This is a genomic window from Undibacterium pigrum (assembly GCF_003201815.1).
GTDB lineage: Bacteria > Pseudomonadota > Gammaproteobacteria > Burkholderiales > Burkholderiaceae_D > Undibacterium > Undibacterium pigrum.
The window spans coordinates 36,041-52,121 of the sequence record NZ_QJKB01000017.1; the positions used below are offsets into that span (position 1 = coordinate 36,041).

17 protein-coding genes and 1 pseudogene are annotated in these 16,081 nt (G+C 51.8%); 5 read left to right on the forward strand and 13 right to left on the reverse strand.

Features of this window, described 5'->3' with window-relative positions:
• Positions 1–64: 64 nt before the first annotated feature.
• The 4 genes and pseudogenes from DFR42_RS26310 to infA all read left to right on the forward strand — a co-directional run bounded on the left by DFR42_RS26310 (position 65) and on the right by infA (position 2,850).
• A complete protein-coding gene (locus DFR42_RS26310; RefSeq protein ID WP_110258047.1) occupies positions 65–994 on the forward strand; it encodes a LysR family transcriptional regulator in 930 nt (309 codons plus the stop codon).
• A 43-nt stretch (positions 995–1,037) separates the two neighbouring features.
• Positions 1,038–1,910 (forward strand): alpha/beta hydrolase, encoded by an 873-nt coding sequence (locus DFR42_RS26315; protein ID WP_110258048.1) that lies wholly within the window; start codon positions 1,038–1,040, stop codon positions 1,908–1,910.
• 40 nt (positions 1,911–1,950) lie between these two features.
• Positions 1,951–2,061, forward strand: a pseudogene (locus DFR42_RS26320) (LysR family transcriptional regulator); the annotation flags it as partial.
• Between the two features lie 525 nt (positions 2,062–2,586).
• Positions 2,587–2,850, forward strand: coding sequence for a translation initiation factor IF-1 (gene infA / locus DFR42_RS26325; RefSeq protein ID WP_110258049.1), 264 nt, complete (start codon positions 2,587–2,589; stop codon positions 2,848–2,850).
• 101 nt (positions 2,851–2,951) lie between these two features.
• Here the strand turns inward: infA and DFR42_RS26330 are convergent, their stop codons facing one another.
• From DFR42_RS26330 to dctP, 11 genes are all read right to left on the reverse strand, one after another.
• Positions 2,952–3,536 carry a carboxymuconolactone decarboxylase family protein gene (locus DFR42_RS26330; protein WP_110258050.1) on the reverse strand — a complete coding sequence of 195 codons (585 nt, stop codon included), beginning with the start codon at positions 3,534–3,536 and terminating at the stop codon, positions 2,952–2,954.
• Positions 3,537–3,622: 86 nt separating this feature from the next.
• Complete coding sequence (locus DFR42_RS26335) at positions 3,623–4,558, reverse strand: ACP S-malonyltransferase (protein ID WP_110258051.1); 936 nt, start codon at positions 4,556–4,558, stop codon at positions 3,623–3,625.
• Positions 4,551–5,429, reverse strand: a complete 879-nt coding sequence (gene mdcB, locus DFR42_RS26340; RefSeq protein WP_245937099.1) for a triphosphoribosyl-dephospho-CoA synthase MdcB — start codon at positions 5,427–5,429, stop codon at positions 4,551–4,553. Before mdcB ends, DFR42_RS26335 begins: the two co-directional genes overlap by 8 nt.
• Before the next feature lie 38 nt (positions 5,430–5,467).
• Positions 5,468–6,169 (reverse strand): malonate decarboxylase holo-[acyl-carrier-protein] synthase, encoded by a 702-nt coding sequence (gene mdcG / locus DFR42_RS26345; protein ID WP_110258053.1) that lies wholly within the window; start codon positions 6,167–6,169, stop codon positions 5,468–5,470.
• A 3-nt stretch (positions 6,170–6,172) separates the two neighbouring features.
• Positions 6,173–6,886 (reverse strand): biotin-independent malonate decarboxylase subunit gamma, encoded by a 714-nt coding sequence (gene mdcE, locus DFR42_RS26350; protein WP_110258054.1) that lies wholly within the window; start codon positions 6,884–6,886, stop codon positions 6,173–6,175.
• Positions 6,879–7,778: a biotin-independent malonate decarboxylase subunit beta gene (locus tag DFR42_RS26355; protein ID WP_110258055.1), complete on the reverse strand. Its 900-nt coding sequence runs from the start codon at positions 7,776–7,778 to the stop codon at positions 6,879–6,881. Before DFR42_RS26355 ends, mdcE begins: the two co-directional genes overlap by 8 nt.
• Positions 7,775–8,089: a malonate decarboxylase acyl carrier protein gene (mdcC, locus tag DFR42_RS26360; RefSeq protein ID WP_110258056.1), complete on the reverse strand. Its 315-nt coding sequence runs from the start codon at positions 8,087–8,089 to the stop codon at positions 7,775–7,777. Before mdcC ends, DFR42_RS26355 begins: the two co-directional genes overlap by 4 nt.
• An 8-nt stretch (positions 8,090–8,097) precedes the next feature.
• Complete coding sequence (gene mdcA / locus DFR42_RS26365; protein WP_110258057.1) at positions 8,098–9,762, reverse strand: malonate decarboxylase subunit alpha; 1,665 nt, start codon at positions 9,760–9,762, stop codon at positions 8,098–8,100.
• Positions 9,762–11,111 carry a TRAP transporter large permease gene (locus tag DFR42_RS26370; protein ID WP_110258058.1) on the reverse strand — a complete coding sequence of 450 codons (1,350 nt, stop codon included), beginning with the start codon at positions 11,109–11,111 and terminating at the stop codon, positions 9,762–9,764. The genes mdcA and DFR42_RS26370 overlap by 1 nt, the downstream gene beginning before the upstream one ends.
• Entirely contained in the window at positions 11,108–11,680 is a 573-nt protein-coding gene (locus DFR42_RS26375) for a TRAP transporter small permease (protein WP_110258059.1), read from the reverse strand. The genes DFR42_RS26370 and DFR42_RS26375 overlap by 4 nt, the downstream gene beginning before the upstream one ends.
• Positions 11,677–12,699: a TRAP transporter substrate-binding protein DctP gene (gene dctP / locus DFR42_RS26380; protein WP_110258060.1), complete on the reverse strand. Its 1,023-nt coding sequence runs from the start codon at positions 12,697–12,699 to the stop codon at positions 11,677–11,679. Before dctP ends, DFR42_RS26375 begins: the two co-directional genes overlap by 4 nt.
• A 196-nt stretch (positions 12,700–12,895) precedes the next feature.
• Between dctP and DFR42_RS26385 the strand changes: the two genes are divergently transcribed.
• Positions 12,896–13,549: a GntR family transcriptional regulator gene (locus tag DFR42_RS26385; RefSeq protein ID WP_110258083.1), complete on the forward strand. Its 654-nt coding sequence runs from the start codon at positions 12,896–12,898 to the stop codon at positions 13,547–13,549.
• Between the two features lie 33 nt (positions 13,550–13,582).
• Here DFR42_RS26385 and DFR42_RS26390 read toward each other — a convergent pair whose 3' ends face one another.
• Together DFR42_RS26390 and DFR42_RS26395 are read right to left on the reverse strand one after the other, a co-directional pair.
• Positions 13,583–14,641: a hypothetical protein gene (locus tag DFR42_RS26390; protein ID WP_110258061.1), complete on the reverse strand. Its 1,059-nt coding sequence runs from the start codon at positions 14,639–14,641 to the stop codon at positions 13,583–13,585.
• A 50-nt stretch (positions 14,642–14,691) separates the two neighbouring features.
• Complete coding sequence (locus DFR42_RS26395) at positions 14,692–15,984, reverse strand: cyclic di-GMP phosphodiesterase (protein WP_110258062.1); 1,293 nt, start codon at positions 15,982–15,984, stop codon at positions 14,692–14,694.
• Positions 15,985–16,081 lie beyond the last annotated feature (97 nt).

A 16,081-nucleotide genomic window follows, 5' to 3' on the forward strand; every position in this document is an offset into this window, starting at 1 on the left:
ATCAGTACAATCATCCAATATGCAAATCATCTTTGCGATTTCCGCAAACTAAAGAGAGCCCGCCATGTTCGATGCAATACAGGTTTTTCTGGAAGTATATGAAGCGGGCAGCCTGTCTGCCGTGGCGAAAAAACATGATGTGGCTGTGTCATCCATCTCACGCAAGATAGATGCGCTGGAAGCAGAGCTGGGCATCAAATTATTCCACCGCAGTTCCAGACGGCTGCTGCTGACCGATTCCGGCGAACAGTTTTTGCCAAGAGCAAAAAACATCGCTGCAGAGCTGGCTGATGCGCGGCAAGCCATGTCAGCATTGAATGCTGATCCGCGTGGTTTGCTGACGGTCACTGCCCCCTCCGCGTTTGGCAGACGACATATTGCCCCGGCTGTTGCCAGCTTCCTCAATCGTTATCCCTTGATGGAAGTGGATTTACATGTCAGCGATGACATCGTTGATCTGTCCACGCGCAGAGTCGATGTCGCAGTACGCATAGGCGTGCTGCCGGATAGTGACCTGGTGGCGACCACACTGGCACCACTGTACAGACTGACCTGCGCCAGCCCGGCTTATCTGGCCCGCCATGGCAGGCCAGCCTCACCACAAGATTTGCTCAAGCATAATTGCCTGACGATAGCCACACCACCGATACCAACTGGCTGGTGGACCTACCCCGGCGTAAATCGCGAGACCAGCCTGCCAATACGCGGCAGCCTGCGCTCTGACGATACCGAGTCATTGCTGCAGGCTGCACTGGCAGGTATAGGCATAGTCCACCTGGCCAGCTGGATGGTCTGTGACGCTCTGGAAGCCGGGCATTTGATCTCCCTATTCCCCAACGCCAGCAACACCCAAGCAAAGATACGGCCAGGCATACATGCAGTGCGCATGCCTGGCCGTTCACATGCAGCAAAAGCGCAATTGTTTATCGCTCACCTGCGCAGCACATTTGGTGAGCCGCCTTATTGGGACAGAATAATACAAGAATCCACGTGATAATATTGCCCGTACTTGTTCATAGTGAAATAGCGGAGACAGCATGCGCCTTATTAAATCAAACTGGTTTTTAGCTGCACTTGTTGTTGGAGCCAGCAGCCAGCTGGTGGCGTGCATGCATGTTGACATCACTGACAAGCAATACATACGTCCCGACAGTTCAACCGGCTATAAGCTCAGGCAAAAATTGACGCAGGACGATATACAGAAAATCAATCCGGCGGTACAGCTCAAGGATGAAACTGTCATCGCCGCCGACCAGACCAGGCTGGAAGGTGCTGCATTCCATCAAAATGGCAGCAAAGTCACCGTACTGTATTTTGGTGGCAACCTCTCTCATGTGGAAGACTCATTGCCTTTCATGTTGAAAAACATAGGCAGTTGCAATGTCAATCTGGTGAGCTTTGACTATCGCGGTTATGGTCGCACTGCAGGTATGCCTGACATTAAAAACCTGCAGGAAGATGCCTTGAAAATTTATGATGCTGTGCGCGCCAAAACTACTGGCAAACTGGTCGTGCACGGGCACTCCATGGGCAGTTTTGCGACTGGCTTTATTGCGGAACAGCGCCAGCCAGATGGCATCGTCCTGGAAACCACGGCCAGCAATGTCAGGGACATGGTGTCGCTGTCCACTCCGTGGTATGCCAAGCCTTTTGTCAGCATCAATATCCAGGAAAGCTTGCAGCAGGTAGATAACATCAGGGCGATGTCGCACTACCAGGGGCCAACGCTGGTACTGACGGCAGAAAAAGACAAGCAGACTCCGGCAGAACTTGGGCAAAAGGTATATGAAGCAATTCCGTCCAAGACCAAGCGCCAGTTATTCATCAAGGACGCTGGACACACAGGCTTGTTACGCCGTACCGATGTGCAAAAAGCCTATTGCGAATATATACAACAAGTCAGTCTTTGAAATATAAGGTCGATGTTTTTACATGCGCAGCATGATGCAAGTGCTGCAGGACTGGTGCCCGGTCTTCCCTGGTTATCATTTGTATTATCCCAGCCGCAGGCATTCTTCACCGGCCTTTAATCTGGTGGTGGAAGCCTTGAGGCATCGCTAATCAGCAAGGCATTGAGATGTCTTAAAAACCTGTTTGGTTTGAAATTGACAAGTGCATGTGAAATTGATTTGCATCAATGACAGCGGATTGCGGCTTAACAAAGCAATTTGACAATAAAAAGACAGCATTTTGCTCATTTCTCTGGCGATTTATCGACAAATCACGAGGAAAGTATGGTATTCAGGGTATAATCCTATTGCAAAAGAATTCTTATCTTCTGATAAATTGCTGTGTTTCTGCGCTGTGTTCCTGAAATAAGCGTCTCCAGTAACAAGCTGTTGAGAACTTCTGTATTACCTACTGGCCTTTAGCGCATTCTTCTCGCTGGTATCCAAGTACTGTGTTGATGTGATGGCAAAACCATCGGTGCACAGCCTCTTTCAACACTCACACTCTTGCGGCTTTAGCTTCAGGCAATCAGAAGTGAGTTCACCGTAATCCCTTGCAGATGATTATGTGATCATCTGCCATCAGTGACGCAGTCTGTGCACAGGTGTCACGCCCTACTATAAAGATGAAAAAACCATGGCAAAAGAAGAACTGTTGGAAATGAGTGGTCAAGTTGAAGAAGTGCTGCCCGATTCACGTTTTCGTGTGAATCTGGAAAACGGTCACAAACTGATCGCTTACACGTCCGGCAAAATGCGTCAGCATCACATACGCATACTGGCCGGTGACAAGGTGACACTGGAATTGTCCCCTTATGATTTGAGCAAGGGCAGAATTACTTTCCGCCATATTGAAACACGCGGGCCATCAGGTGGTGGTCAGCAACGTCGTCGTTACTGATCGCAGCTCATCGTAGCTGGCAGCAAATATTGCAGATGTGAAAAAATGGGGCATTGGCCCCATTTTTTTGTCTTGTTATTTTGATTTCCAGGCTGTTTGATTTATTCAGGAAAGCGCACCAGCTTCTTCCCATCCCTGGGTAGCTGATACTGCGCCACATTCATCTGCATGGCCAGCAAAGTGTAATAGGCGTTGATGCCTGTCAGATCCACTATTCCCTTCTTACCAAAGCGCTTTTCTGCACGTTCGTAGCTGTGGTCGGACACACGTTTGTTCTTGTGTAACTCCATTGAAAAGTCATAAACGATCTCTTCATCGTCTGTCATGCCTGTCGGGCGTCTGCCATCGGCAATTGCTGCTGTCACTTCTGGCTTGATACCCGCCTTAAGAGCGATGGGATGATGGACATACCATTCATAATCCTGCGACCATTCTCTAGCAGTGATCAGTATCACCAGTTCGCTGAGTGTGGTGCCTAATGCGGATTGGTAACGCAGATAATCGCCCATAGCGCGTGCCTGGCTCATGACTTGCGGGCTGTGCATCAAGGGCTCGAAAGGGCCAAAGACTGGCACCTTGCGCGTTGCCAGGAATTCTTCCGCAGCTTTCTTTTGTTCTTCTGTGTATTGCGATGGCGGTATCGCAGGAAGGCGTTCGGCAGCCTGGGCCTGGGTGTTGATCGTCATGGTGATCTAAACAGAAATGATAGTAAGTGCCAGTGTAATACGTTTCATGAGCTCTCCTGTCATTGGCGCATTCAGCAGTATGAAATTCAATTCTCGTTCTGGCGTCGTATCCATTGAATTACGCCGTCAAGGCTACGAAAATCTGCGATGGAACGGCAGGCAATGTGCGGGTGGCGGGTCTGCAGCATTTTGGACAGTGCAGAACCCGGCCCCAGTTCCAGCACATAGCTGATGCCGTTTTCAGCCAGTGCATCCATGCAGGCATGCCATTGTATGGTCCGCGTCAATTGTGCCAGCAAGCTGCTGCGTATGATCGCTGGCTCTGTGACTTTTTCGGCGTTGATACCTGCCAATACAGGAACGCTGGTTTCATGCATGGGAGTGTCGTTCAGCGCTTGCGCAAAACCCGGCACAGCAGCCAGCATCAGGGGAGTATGCGAGGCGATGTGTACTGCAATCTCTGTACGCGTAATATCATGCCCTGGCAGTCTGGCTATTTCTGGTATTGCCGCGCTGATGTGTTCTGCCAGTCCAGCGATGATGGCCTTGTTGTCAGCCGTGATGATGGCGACGTGCAGATCATGGCTTGCTGCAAATTTTTCTATATCGGCGATGGCAACGCCAGACACTGCCAGCATGCGTTGCGGATCATGCACGCAAGCCTGCATCAAACTGGCGCGGGTAGTGGCAAGTTGCAGTGCAGCTTGTGCATCCATGCTAGCGCTGACCGCATGTGCAGCGATTTCGCCTATGCTATATCCGGCAATCAAATCTGGCTGCGGTAAATTATCCCGTAACGCCAGCCAGTTGGCCAGCGTGGCTGCGACGATCAAAGGCTGGGCATAGCGATTTTCAAATAGCAGATCTGGCGATGAAAGTGCATCTGCGAGTGTATGTTGCCCTATCTTACGGTTCAAGACTCCGTGCAAAAAACTGGCTGCCTGCATATGCTGATTTGCCAGCGCGAACATATCGACAGATTGCGCACCCTGCCCCGGACATAGCAGGGCAAACTTATTCATGTATCCTCGCCGTAGAAAATTCTTCCTGACATAGCTGCACAAAGCAGCTTGCTGCCAGCATGTCAGCCGCACCACCCGGCGACAACCTGCGCGTGATAAATTCCTGATGATAGTTTTCTGCCAGACGCAACCATGCTGAATTGGCTGTGCCGCCCTGCTGCAGGAAATTTTTTGCAGCATCCCTGGCGTAAGCTATACCTGTCGCACCACCACGGTGATACAAGTTGGTGTCGCTGATGTGAGCCATCAGCGTGAAGAAACAATCTATCTGCGCCAGATGCAGCTTACGGCCTTCTCGCAGGCTTTGCTGCAGACGTGGCAAAGCAAGTTCAAAGATGGAGGGAAATCCCAACGCAGCCTCTTCCCTGGCACCGCTGGCCGCGTATTGTTTTGCGGCCTGCAAACCGTGACTGAGATGAGGCGCATCTTCTGGAGCACTATGCTCAGCCAATGCCTGCCCCCATTGCGAAATAAGGGCTAGTCGTAAAGTTGCCTCCGTCAATACACCGTCATTCGATAAACAATATCCAGCCGCTGCACTGAGCATACCCAAGGCAAAAATGGCACCGCGATGCGTATTAATGCCCCTGGTCGCTTTCAGCATGCGCTGTTCTGCTGCTATGCCCAGTTGCTTTAGCACTTTGAATTCAGCACCAGCGGCACCGGCGAGTGCAATGTCCCTGAAGTAGTGGCGTAGCGAAAACAGGCTGCGCATGAAGCAGCTTGCATCCATGTCTGCATGGCTGCCATTGTCGCGCAGGGATACCAGGCCGGGCTTGGGATACAAGACCAGTTCGGCATACAGGCTGCGCACTGCGAGTATGGCGATCTGCTGCGAGCTATTTGTTCTTTGACGCGAAACTGTCGGCACTTGAACTGAATATCGCTCAAGCTGCACAGGTGCCTGCCTTAGCATGGCAATTCACCCTCAGCTAAAAGCTCGCATAAGCTTTGCCGCGTACGCAGGCTGACGCCATGCATGTCCTTGACCATCACGCGTTGCTGATTAAAATCCTGTCCTGGGTGGGCGGGCTGTATCCATTCTCTCCAGGCCACTGCGGCCTCACCGGGGAAGATAATCTCGCCATCAATAGGCAAGCCCTGCTGCTCCAGCTGCTGCTCCTGCAACAGCGCCAGACCCGCACGCAATTGCGCCTGGTGATAAGGCCGGAACAGGATGTCGATATCTGAAGTCGCACTCAGATAATCTTGCCCCGTCAAAAATTGCATGGCGACCGAGCCATACACACGTAGCTTGATACCCGCCATCAGGGCTTGTTGATGCAGACTTTGCAAGCCTGCCTGCCAGGCATGTGGCACAACTGCGATGACAGTATGCAGGGACAAGGCAGACTGGTGGATGGCGATGTGCTCGGCTTTTACTATCGCAGCAAAGCGCGGCTTGTTGCCATTGACAGGCGGTAGCGGGAAACCTATGCAGACTTCATCTTCCGCCGCATCAGGATGACGGCGTGTGACTACGGCTGGCCATTCTTCCTGCTGCCATTGCCTGAGCAGCTCTGGTGCGCCAAAAGACTGCAAAACAGCCAGCCATGCTTCGTCAGCAAGCCAGACCAGATCATGTCTTTGATATTGCGCGATACTGTCCATACCTTATTGTACTTGTGCCGCCTGAGATAGAACAGCCTCTATTACCTCCTGCGACTTGCGGCGTCCACCACGCTGCTGACCCAGTTCACTGCGTCTGTCAGTTGCATCTGCCTGCAGCAGGGCCTCGCGCAAGCACAGTGCCAGATCGCCTTCCCATATCGACTGCACGCCGCCCATGCGTTCATAGTTTTTAGGGCCGGGGGCGAATACGGGATTATGCAATGCCAGCGCAGTCAGCTTTTCTTCAGGCACCTTGGTAATGCGTGCCATCGCTGGCAAACCCATGACGCGTATGGTGGCTGCTGGCAAGGCATAGCAGGCATCGGCCATCATGCCACTGGTGATGAAGCCACCAGAAAGGGCCTGGTCATAGACCAGCGCGATGATCTTGTGACCAGATTGTCTGGCTAAGTCTATGCACATACCAAGATGTGCCATATAGCTGTTAATGCCCAGCATCTCATCGCGATGGCGCAAACGCTGGCCCTGGGTATCTACCAGCAAGAGTATCGGCCTTTGCGGATGATCACGCACCGTCGCCAGCACTGCCCTGGCTTGTGCCAGTGCGATCTCCACACCTATGGGTGTATGGCCGCTGGTGCCGATGACGCTGACATCTTGTCCAGCTACATTCGCTGTGCCAGAGATAAAATCATCAACGATAGTGACCTCATGGCCTTGCGGGAATAATTGTGCAAGCAATTGCAAGCTATCCATGTTGGCGCTCCGCCTGCTTAATACTGGCGCTCAGTTGCAGGAAAGCGTCGGTATCGAGCATAGCAATATCTTCAGGATGTTCTATGCCCATGGCAGCCCAGATATCCATAGGTTCGGTCTTGTTAGCAAAATCTTGCAGGCGTGCAGTCAGCATTTTTTGTTCTGCTTCCAGTGCAGCCAGACTAAGGGCAACTTCGCTTTGTACACTCTCCTGCATGGCTTGCACTATCGCGGTCTTGAAGGCAGCATCATCGTCAGCCACCAGCATCTGGCAATCGCCTAACAGGTAGCGATGCTTGCCGCCTGTGGTACGCCATACCAGCGCACGGTCGCGTGAGTCAAATTCTTCTACGCCATTCGCGGTTTCTATGACTTCGGGGCCAGACATGGCGAGGCGCGCTTCTTCCGACATGATGATGACATTCGCGCAGCGCGAGACTATGCCCATGCCACCAAAGCAGCCATTACTGCCGCCGATGACGACAATGACAGGTATGCCCGCCGCACGCACAGCCAGCAAGGCACGCAAGACTTCAGACACGGCGATCAGGCCCGCATTGGCTTCATGCAGGCGTACACCACCCGACTCTGCCAGCAGGACCAGTGCCTGCGGTTTATGGATGACCGCAGCACGCATGAGCCCAACCAACTTGGCCCCATGCACTTCGCCAACTGCACCGCCCATGAAACCACCTTCCTGAGCAGCGACATAGACCTGTCTGCCATCGATAGTGCCGCGACCGATGACGACGCCATCATCAAAAGAAACCGGTGCGTTCAGTTGTGGCAGATGTGGGCTGGTCCATTCTTTTGCAGGCGGTAAAAATTCTGTGAAATCGCTGATCAGTGCGGCCACTCTTTGCCTGGCCGTTGCTTCCAGATAGCTGCTCATTTGACTTGCTCCAGACAGGCTTCTATGGCCTGGTCCATGCGCAGGCTGACCACCGCAGGAGTGGCCCCCATATCGTTAATGGCAATGCGGCAATCAGCCAGTTGCCAGCGCTGGTTAAAGTCATGCATGACTGCTTGCCAGATCGCACCAAAGCCAGTAGCCGCCGTGCTGATTTCTATCTCGCAGGCTAACTGCAAATCCACAGTCTGCACCAATACTTCGAGATTGCCCGAGCTGACCACGCCGACCAGTTGCGTAGCAGACCCCAGCTTGCGTTGCCCTTGCTCAAAACGGTATACCAAAGTTTCCATGATGATCCTTACCAGTTCCTGAAGCGTTTAGGCGGCTGATATAAACCGCCCGATGCGCGCACCAGGTCTTTCATATTCTTTGCGGCCAGCAGATCGCGCGTGGCCAGGCGCTTGTCTATGCCCAGGTCTTCTGCGCGTTTGATGATGCCGCGGTCACGCAGGTTTTCTACCATACGTTTGTCACGTGCCAGGCCGACTGGCGTGTAACCTGCGACACCGCGTATGGCTTGTTCGCGCTCTTCTTCACTGCGACATAAAAGAAGATTGGCGATGCCTTCTTCAGTCAGTATATGAGTGACGTCATCACCATAAATCATGACAGGTGGAATCGCCATCTTCGCTTGCTCTGCCAATTGCCAGGCATCGAGTTTTTCCACAAAGGCTGGTTGCATATGCTCGCGGAAAGTCTCTACCATTTGCACCACCAGTTTTTGCCCGCGCGGTATCTGCTTGCTGCCTGCACGTGCTTCGCGCCCTGCTTTTAGCCATGCGGGGCTGGCATGGCGGCGACCACGTGCGTCTGCCCCCATATTCGGCGCACCACCAAAACCGGCGATGCGGCCCAAAGTAGCCGTTGATGAATTGCCCTGCAAATCGATTTGCAGGGTGGAACCTATGAACATGTCGCAGGCATAATGTCCTGCTGCCTGTGACAGCGCACGGTTACTACGCATGCTGCCGTCGGCACCAACAAAGAAAACATCTGGCCGGGCGCGGATATAGTCTTCCATACCCAGTTCAGAACCGAAGGAATGCACGGATTCAACAAAGCCCGCTTCTATCGCGGGGATCAGGGCCGGATGCGGGTTCAGCGCCCAGTGGCTGGCGATCTTGCCTTTCAGCCCCAGCGATGCCGCATAGGTGGGCAAGAGCAATTCTATCGCGGCAGTATCAAAGCCTATGCCGTGGTTGAGGCGTTTGACTTCATATTCTGCATAGATGCCCTTGATAGCCATCATCGCCATCAAGACCTGTATCTCGGAGATCAAGGCCGGGTCACGGGTGAACAAGGGCTCTATGTAATGCGGTGTCGGTGCCTGCACGACGAAATCGACCCAGCCTGCGGGGATATCGACACGCGGCAAGACATCGACTATTTCATTGACCTGGGCAATCACGATGCCGGATTTGAATGCCGTGGCTTCTACTATCGTCGGCGTATCTTCAGTATTGGGACCGGTATATAAATTACCTGCACGGTCTGCCGATTGCGCAGCCACCAGGGCCACGCGCGGTGTCAGGTCAACGAAATAGCGTGCATACAATTCCAGGTAAGTATGGATGGCACCGATATTCAATTTACCTGCCGAGGCCAGTTTGGCCAGGCGTGCCGCTTGTGGTCCCGAAAAAGAAAAATCCAGCTTGCTGGCGATGCCCTTGTCAAATACATCCAGATGCTCAGGCAGGGCCAGCACGGATAGCAGCATGTGCAAATCATGCACGCGTGTTGCATCCAGTCTGGTGAGTGCTTTGGCCAGAAAATCTGCCTGCTTCTGGTTATTCCCTTCCAGGCAAACCCGGTCGCCTGCTTCCAGTACCGCATGCAGGCAATCACCTATGCGCTGCTGCGGCAATAGTTTGCCCTGCAAATCATTACCCAGTACGACGGCAGCCCTTTGCAGGCGCTGCTGGCGGTTGGTTTGCAGGGTGTTCCAGCGACCGGCTGCGGTCATTATTTTGCTCCCATCAAGGCATCAGGAAATGCGGTGGCGATCTGTGGAAATATGCATAATAAAATCACGGCCACCAGCATCAATAACAGAAAAGGCATGACACCCCAGACGATATCCTTCAAGGGTATATCGGGTGCGATATTCTTGATGACAAAAATATTCAAACCCACAGGTGGATGTATGAGACCCATCTCCATGACGATGGTCATGACCACACCAAACCAGATCAGATCAAAGCCAGCTACCTTCAATGGCGGCAAGATGATGGGACACATCATCAGGATAATCGATACCGGCGGCAGGAAGAAACCAAACACCACCACCATCAGCAAGATCACCGTCAGCAACATCCATTTACTGAGGTGCAGATCGACCACCCATTGCGCGGCTGACTGGCTGATGTGCAAATAACTCATGACATAAGAATATAACAGCGACATGCCTATGATGAACAGCAGCATGGTCGATTCTTTGATCGTTGAAGTGATGAAGGGTGAAATATCTTTTGGTCGCCAGACGCCATACACGACAGCGATGAGCACCATGGCCAGCAAGGCACCGAGACCTGCTGTTTCGGACGGTGTTGCATAACCGCCATACAAGGCCACCATGACACCGATGAGCAGGATGACGAAAGGCAAAACCCGTGGCAGCATCTCGACTTTTTGTGCGAGGCTGAAATGCTCCTCTTCCAGATAAGCTGATTTGACACCGCCCTGTTCGTAAGCCTTATACGCAATCGCATACTCACGACGCGCCCTGTAGACCGCATAGCCAGAGAATAAAATCACCAGCAAGATGCCAGGTCCTATACCAGCCAAAAACAAACGCCCCAAAGACTGTTCAGCGGCAACCGCATACAGGATCATGGTGATTGATGGCGGCAACAAAATACCCAGAGTACCACCAGCAGCGATAATGCCTGCAGCAAAGCCCGGTGAATAACCACGCCTGCGCATTTCAGGGATGCCAGCAGAACCGATGGCCGAGCAAGTCGCAGGCGAAGAACCAGCCATGGCCGCAAACATGGCGCATGCAAATACATTGGCGATACCCAGACCACCCGGCACCTTGTGCAACCATGCATGAATGGCAGAATACAGGTCACGTCCGGCAGGTGATTTGCCTATCGCCGCACCTTTTAAAATGAACAGCGGTATCGACAGCAAGGTGATCGATGCCATTTCTTCATAGACGTTCTGGGTGATGGTATCGAGTGACGCAGCAGGCATGAAAAAGTACATGAAGCCAGTGGCCACTACACCCAAAGCAAAGGCGATGGGCATGCCGGAAAACATCACGACCAGGGTCACAATGCCATATAAGACGCCAAGGGTAAGCGGACTCATGCTGGCCTCCCTTTGTTGCTTGTATTGGTGGCGGCAGCCAGTAACTGCACCAGGATTTGCAACGACAGCAGGGTCATGCCAGTCGCCATCATGGCATAGGGTATCCACAAGGGTGGAGCGAATGTCGATGAAGTCGTTTGCCCATCTACCCAGGCTTCATGGAACAGCGTCCAGGATTTCCAGGAAAAGAACATGCAGAATGTCGCACTGATGATATCTACCAGCAACAGGCGAAAGCGGTTGACTGCCGGAGGCAGGATGGATGACAAGACTTCTATACCTATATGACCACGATAAGACTGCACGTAAGCCGCAGAAAAGAAAGTCACGCCTATCAGCATGAATACCGATGCTTCATCCTGCCAGTCTGTCGGTATCTTGAACAAATAGCGCGTGACGACAGAATAAGTGAGGATGAAGGCCGTCAGCAACATGGCAAACATGGATATACTGACGATGGCTTTGTTAAGCCAGTCCAGCACTTTCGCTATTTTTGCCACAAAGGGATCGTCCGGAACCGGGGGACCTGAAGGCCCTCCCTTGCCTTCCATTTCAAAGCCATGGCTCATAGTAATTTCTCCGCCAGTTTCAGCAATTTGGCGCAGTTTTCATTTTTGTCGGCATAGTCTTTCCAGGCCGTTGTGCGGGCAATAGTTTGCCATTTCTTGACGGTGGCGGCATTCAGGTCGACGACCTTGGCACCTTTCTTTTCATAGACGGTGGCAACTGCAATATCGTCCTGCTTGGCAGCCTTGATGGCAAAAGCTTCCAGTTCTGCACCAACGGTCATGATGGCGTTTTGCTGGTCTTTCGTCAGCTTGTCAAAAATCACTTTCGACATCATCAAGGGCTCAAACATATACCAGTAACTTTGGCCGCGGCCACTGGTCAGGAACTTGGATACTTCTTCGAGGCGGAAAGAAATCAGGGAAGTCGATGAAGTCATGGCTGCTTCCATCGCCCCTGTCTGCATGGCAGCATAGATTTCATTCGATGGCAGGGATACGACGGCAGCACCAGCAGCTTTTAATACCAGATCGACTTCACGTGAACCACCACGTATCTTCATGCCCTTGACATCATCCGGGTCCACCACGGCCTTGGTGCGCGATGCCACGCCACCCGCCTGCCAGATCCAGCTAACTATAACGATGCCCTTGTCGAGCAAGAGTTTATTAAGCTCTTTGCCGACTTCAGCATTTTTCCATGCTGCACCAACTTCATAGGATGGCACCAGGCCGGGCATGAGGCCAATATTCACTTCTGGTACTTCACCACCGGCATACGATAAAGGCACCAGCGACAAATCCAGCGCGCCCTTACGCATGGATGAGAATTGCGCATTGGTCTTCATCAAAGAAGAACCGGGGTAAACCTCAAACTTCAGGCTGCCATTCGTGCGCTTTTGTACTTCTGCGGCAAACATGCGACACAGGCGATCACGAAAATCGCCTTCTTCCAGCGTGCCACCAGGGAATTGGTGGGAAATCTTTAAGGCTGTGCTTTGCGCCCATGATGGCGACCATGCCGCCGCCAAGGGTGTCAGACTTAAAGCTTGCAAGACTGTTCTTCTCTTCAGTTGCGACATGATTACTCCTAAGGTTTTTATGGATGCGACATCTCTTTTTGACAAGGTTTTTCCCTGTCTTTGCTCTTTGCATATCCCGCTTAAAGCTCTGCTTTGTATGCTTTATTAAAATTCTTGTATACAAGATCGACTATTTTGCATTCAAAGTCAACTTGAATATATACTGGACGCATGAATTACTTAAATGCACAGCAAAATGAAAAACCGTTCAGCCAGCCTGCGAGAAGAAATAGAAGAGTTGATAGCAACAGGGCAACTACAGCCTGGCCATCATCTCGATGAAACAGAGCTGGCCGAGCGCTTTGGCGTATCGCGCACACCCATCCGTGAGGCACTGATACAACTGGCATCGATGGGCATCATAGAAATGCGGCCAAGGCGCGGGGCTCAAGTCGCCACGATCAGCCCGCAGCAACTGGTGGAGATGTTTGAAGTCATGGCAGAGTTTGAAGCCATGTGTGGCCGCATGGCGGCACGCCGCATGTCGAAACAGGAACAGGCTGATTTAAAAACTGCCCATGAAGCCTGCAAAGAAGCGCGTGATGCGGAAGACCCGGACGAATATTTTTACAAGAATGAAGTGTTTCACTACCTGATTTATCGCGGCAGCCATAATGATTTTCTGGAGACGCAGGCGATTAACCTGCACCGCCGCCTGCGGCCTTACCGTCGCCTGCAACTGCGCGTACGTGACCGTGTTGCCAATTCGTATAACGAACATGACCAGGTGGTACAGGCTATCTTGCAAGGCGAGGCTGAACTTACCGCAAATTTATTGCGCGGCCATATCATGATACAGGGTCAGCGTTTTGCAGACTTGATTGCGTCGCTACCGCGCCAAAGTTCCTGAACCACTAAGCAGGTGTCCCCGGCAATAATGCAATCACTGCCCCAGGTCTTCATGCTTGATTTTTTCGGCGGTCAATAATTTAACTTGCCTGCCTTGTAAATCCGCATCCAGTTGCCCCAGTCTGATGCGAAAATATTTGTACGGTTTCACTTCATAAGTAGGACCGGGCACGACCTTGTCATCCAGCATAAGGTCCAGGACCAGATGGCGATTTTCATCTGCATAAGCGACATAATCAAAAAAGCAGGCTTCGCCACTCATTTCCGGATAAATCAATTTGGTTTTTCCATCCAGCAGGGCAAGCACATCTCTTTCTTCCTTGCGCAGCACCATCATGCGTGGCTGGGCAGTTCTTTGTTGTGCCATCAATTTTTCTGTCAGCCCTCTGTCGCTGAGTCGTATCCAGAACATGGCCAGGCAGCGATCAATGGCCAGCAACTGATGCCCTGTACCAGGATCACGCTGGAAACTGACGACGGCAGGTTTGATGGTCGTTTTTTCTTTTGGTTTTTCAGTCTCTGGCTTCCGTTCTTTTTCCAGATCGGCGTTGCGTCTGGCCACATCTGCCCTGGCTTCTGCCAGCGTGGGTATGCCCAGTGCTTTTCTTTCCTGGTCCGTCACTGCTGTTTCATCGACTTCATATAATTTCCATGGCTGCAGGCTACCATGCTGGATAGTCTGCGAACCATACCACTGCGGCTTGTTCAACATCATCATCATTCTGTCCCAGGCCAAAGCGCGCAGACGCTGGTAACGCACCTGATCAGCCTGGAGAGTCACGGCAATATTGATGAGACTGTATGCGAGGCGTATATCTTCCAGCGTCGTGCCATGCTGGTAAATCATGGCTGCGTGAAAATAATCTTCTGCACTATTCAGTTTCGCAGTTTGCAGCATGAGCAGGACCGCAGCACGTCTATCCCTGTCATTATTGATGATGTGTGAAAAGTCATTCTGTACTGATTTGCGCTCGCTCTGATCTGCCTCGTACATGGCACGCAAGCTCTCATTCGATGCGGCGCAACTGCTGCTGGCGAGGCCAGCAAATGTCACTGCGATCAGGATGTATTGCAGTAGCTGCTTCTTGCGCATGAGAGTCCCTTCAGTAGAATTATTGGCATTTATGAATGCCAATAATTCTACTATGGCTTGCGCTGATTTTCTGCTTTTTGTGTATCAAAGAAATAAGTCATGCGCTTGCGTGGACTCAGGTAGTCATACACTTCTGGCGACAACTGGCCGGGCTTGAGGCTGGACGTGATGTCGAGTATGGGTTCGTGTATCAGGTCGATGATGATGGCTTCGGACTTGGGCACACTGGGGTCGTAAATCAAGACGCTGGGACGCAGCGGCTTGCCAGAATTCACCGCCACCACCATGCCGAGAGTGCCATCACTGAGCTTGACGATGGTGCCTGGCGGATACACGCCCATGCAGCGTATGAAGAGGTTCAGTGCAGGGGCATCGAATTGCTTGCGCTGATGGGCAAACATATATGACATGGCTTCATACGGGCTCAGTGAATCTGCCGGATTTGGTTTATTACACAGATTATCGTAGGCATTGGTAATAGCGACTATGCGTGCCAGTGGCGAGATGCGTTCAGCCTTGAGTTGCTGCGGATAACCACTGCCATCCACCATTTCATGATGCTGGGCGATGATATCTGTCGCGCCTTTGGACAAGTTCAGCTTCTCGGCGATTTGCTGTCCATAATGGCTATGCATCTGCAAGAGATTTTGCTCGGCCTTGGTCAGTGCAAAAGTCTTGTTGACGATACGGTCAGGGATTTCTATCTTGCCTATGTCATGGAACATACAACCCATGCCTAGTTGCTTGATGTCGTCTGCCGGGAAAGATAATTCCTTCGCCAGCATCATGGTCAGTACAGCGACATTCAGGGAATGATAATAAGACTCTTCGCCAACGATCTTGTCGTTCATGAGATGGATGGCAATGTCTTTATCAACCAGCAAGGAATCCAGCATTTGCTGCACCAGTTGGTCCGCTTCCCGCACTGACTCTTGCGGTCGTGAAAACAGGTTCCTGGTAATGTTCTTGAGTGTATTGGCTGCCTTCAGCAATTGCTTTTCACATTGAGCGATGTCGTTACGCTCCTTGATCAGTCGTTCTATGCGTGCTTTTTTTTCTGCGATCAGCGCCAGTTCTTCTGGCGTATGTACGATGGCAGGCTCAGGCTCTGCCATATCTGCAGATTTGGGCTGCGGCGGCAATGGACGATTATCTGACTTGGCCGGGCTGACCCTGATGGTTTTCAAACCCAGGTGCTTGATCGCATTGATTTCTTCCTGGCTCTTGATCTTGAAACTGTTCAGGGCAAAAGAATGCTCCAGCCATGAAATATCAAGATGCACATACAAGCCTATGCATAATTGTTCTACCGGGACATTGACCGTCGTTGAAGCTGCGCACATGTAAACACTTAAAAACTGGATTGAACTGGACTAAGCTCATTGTAGCAAAATGCGATAGCGCATTTTCCAACAAAAACACCGGGCCAGGTTGACAAGT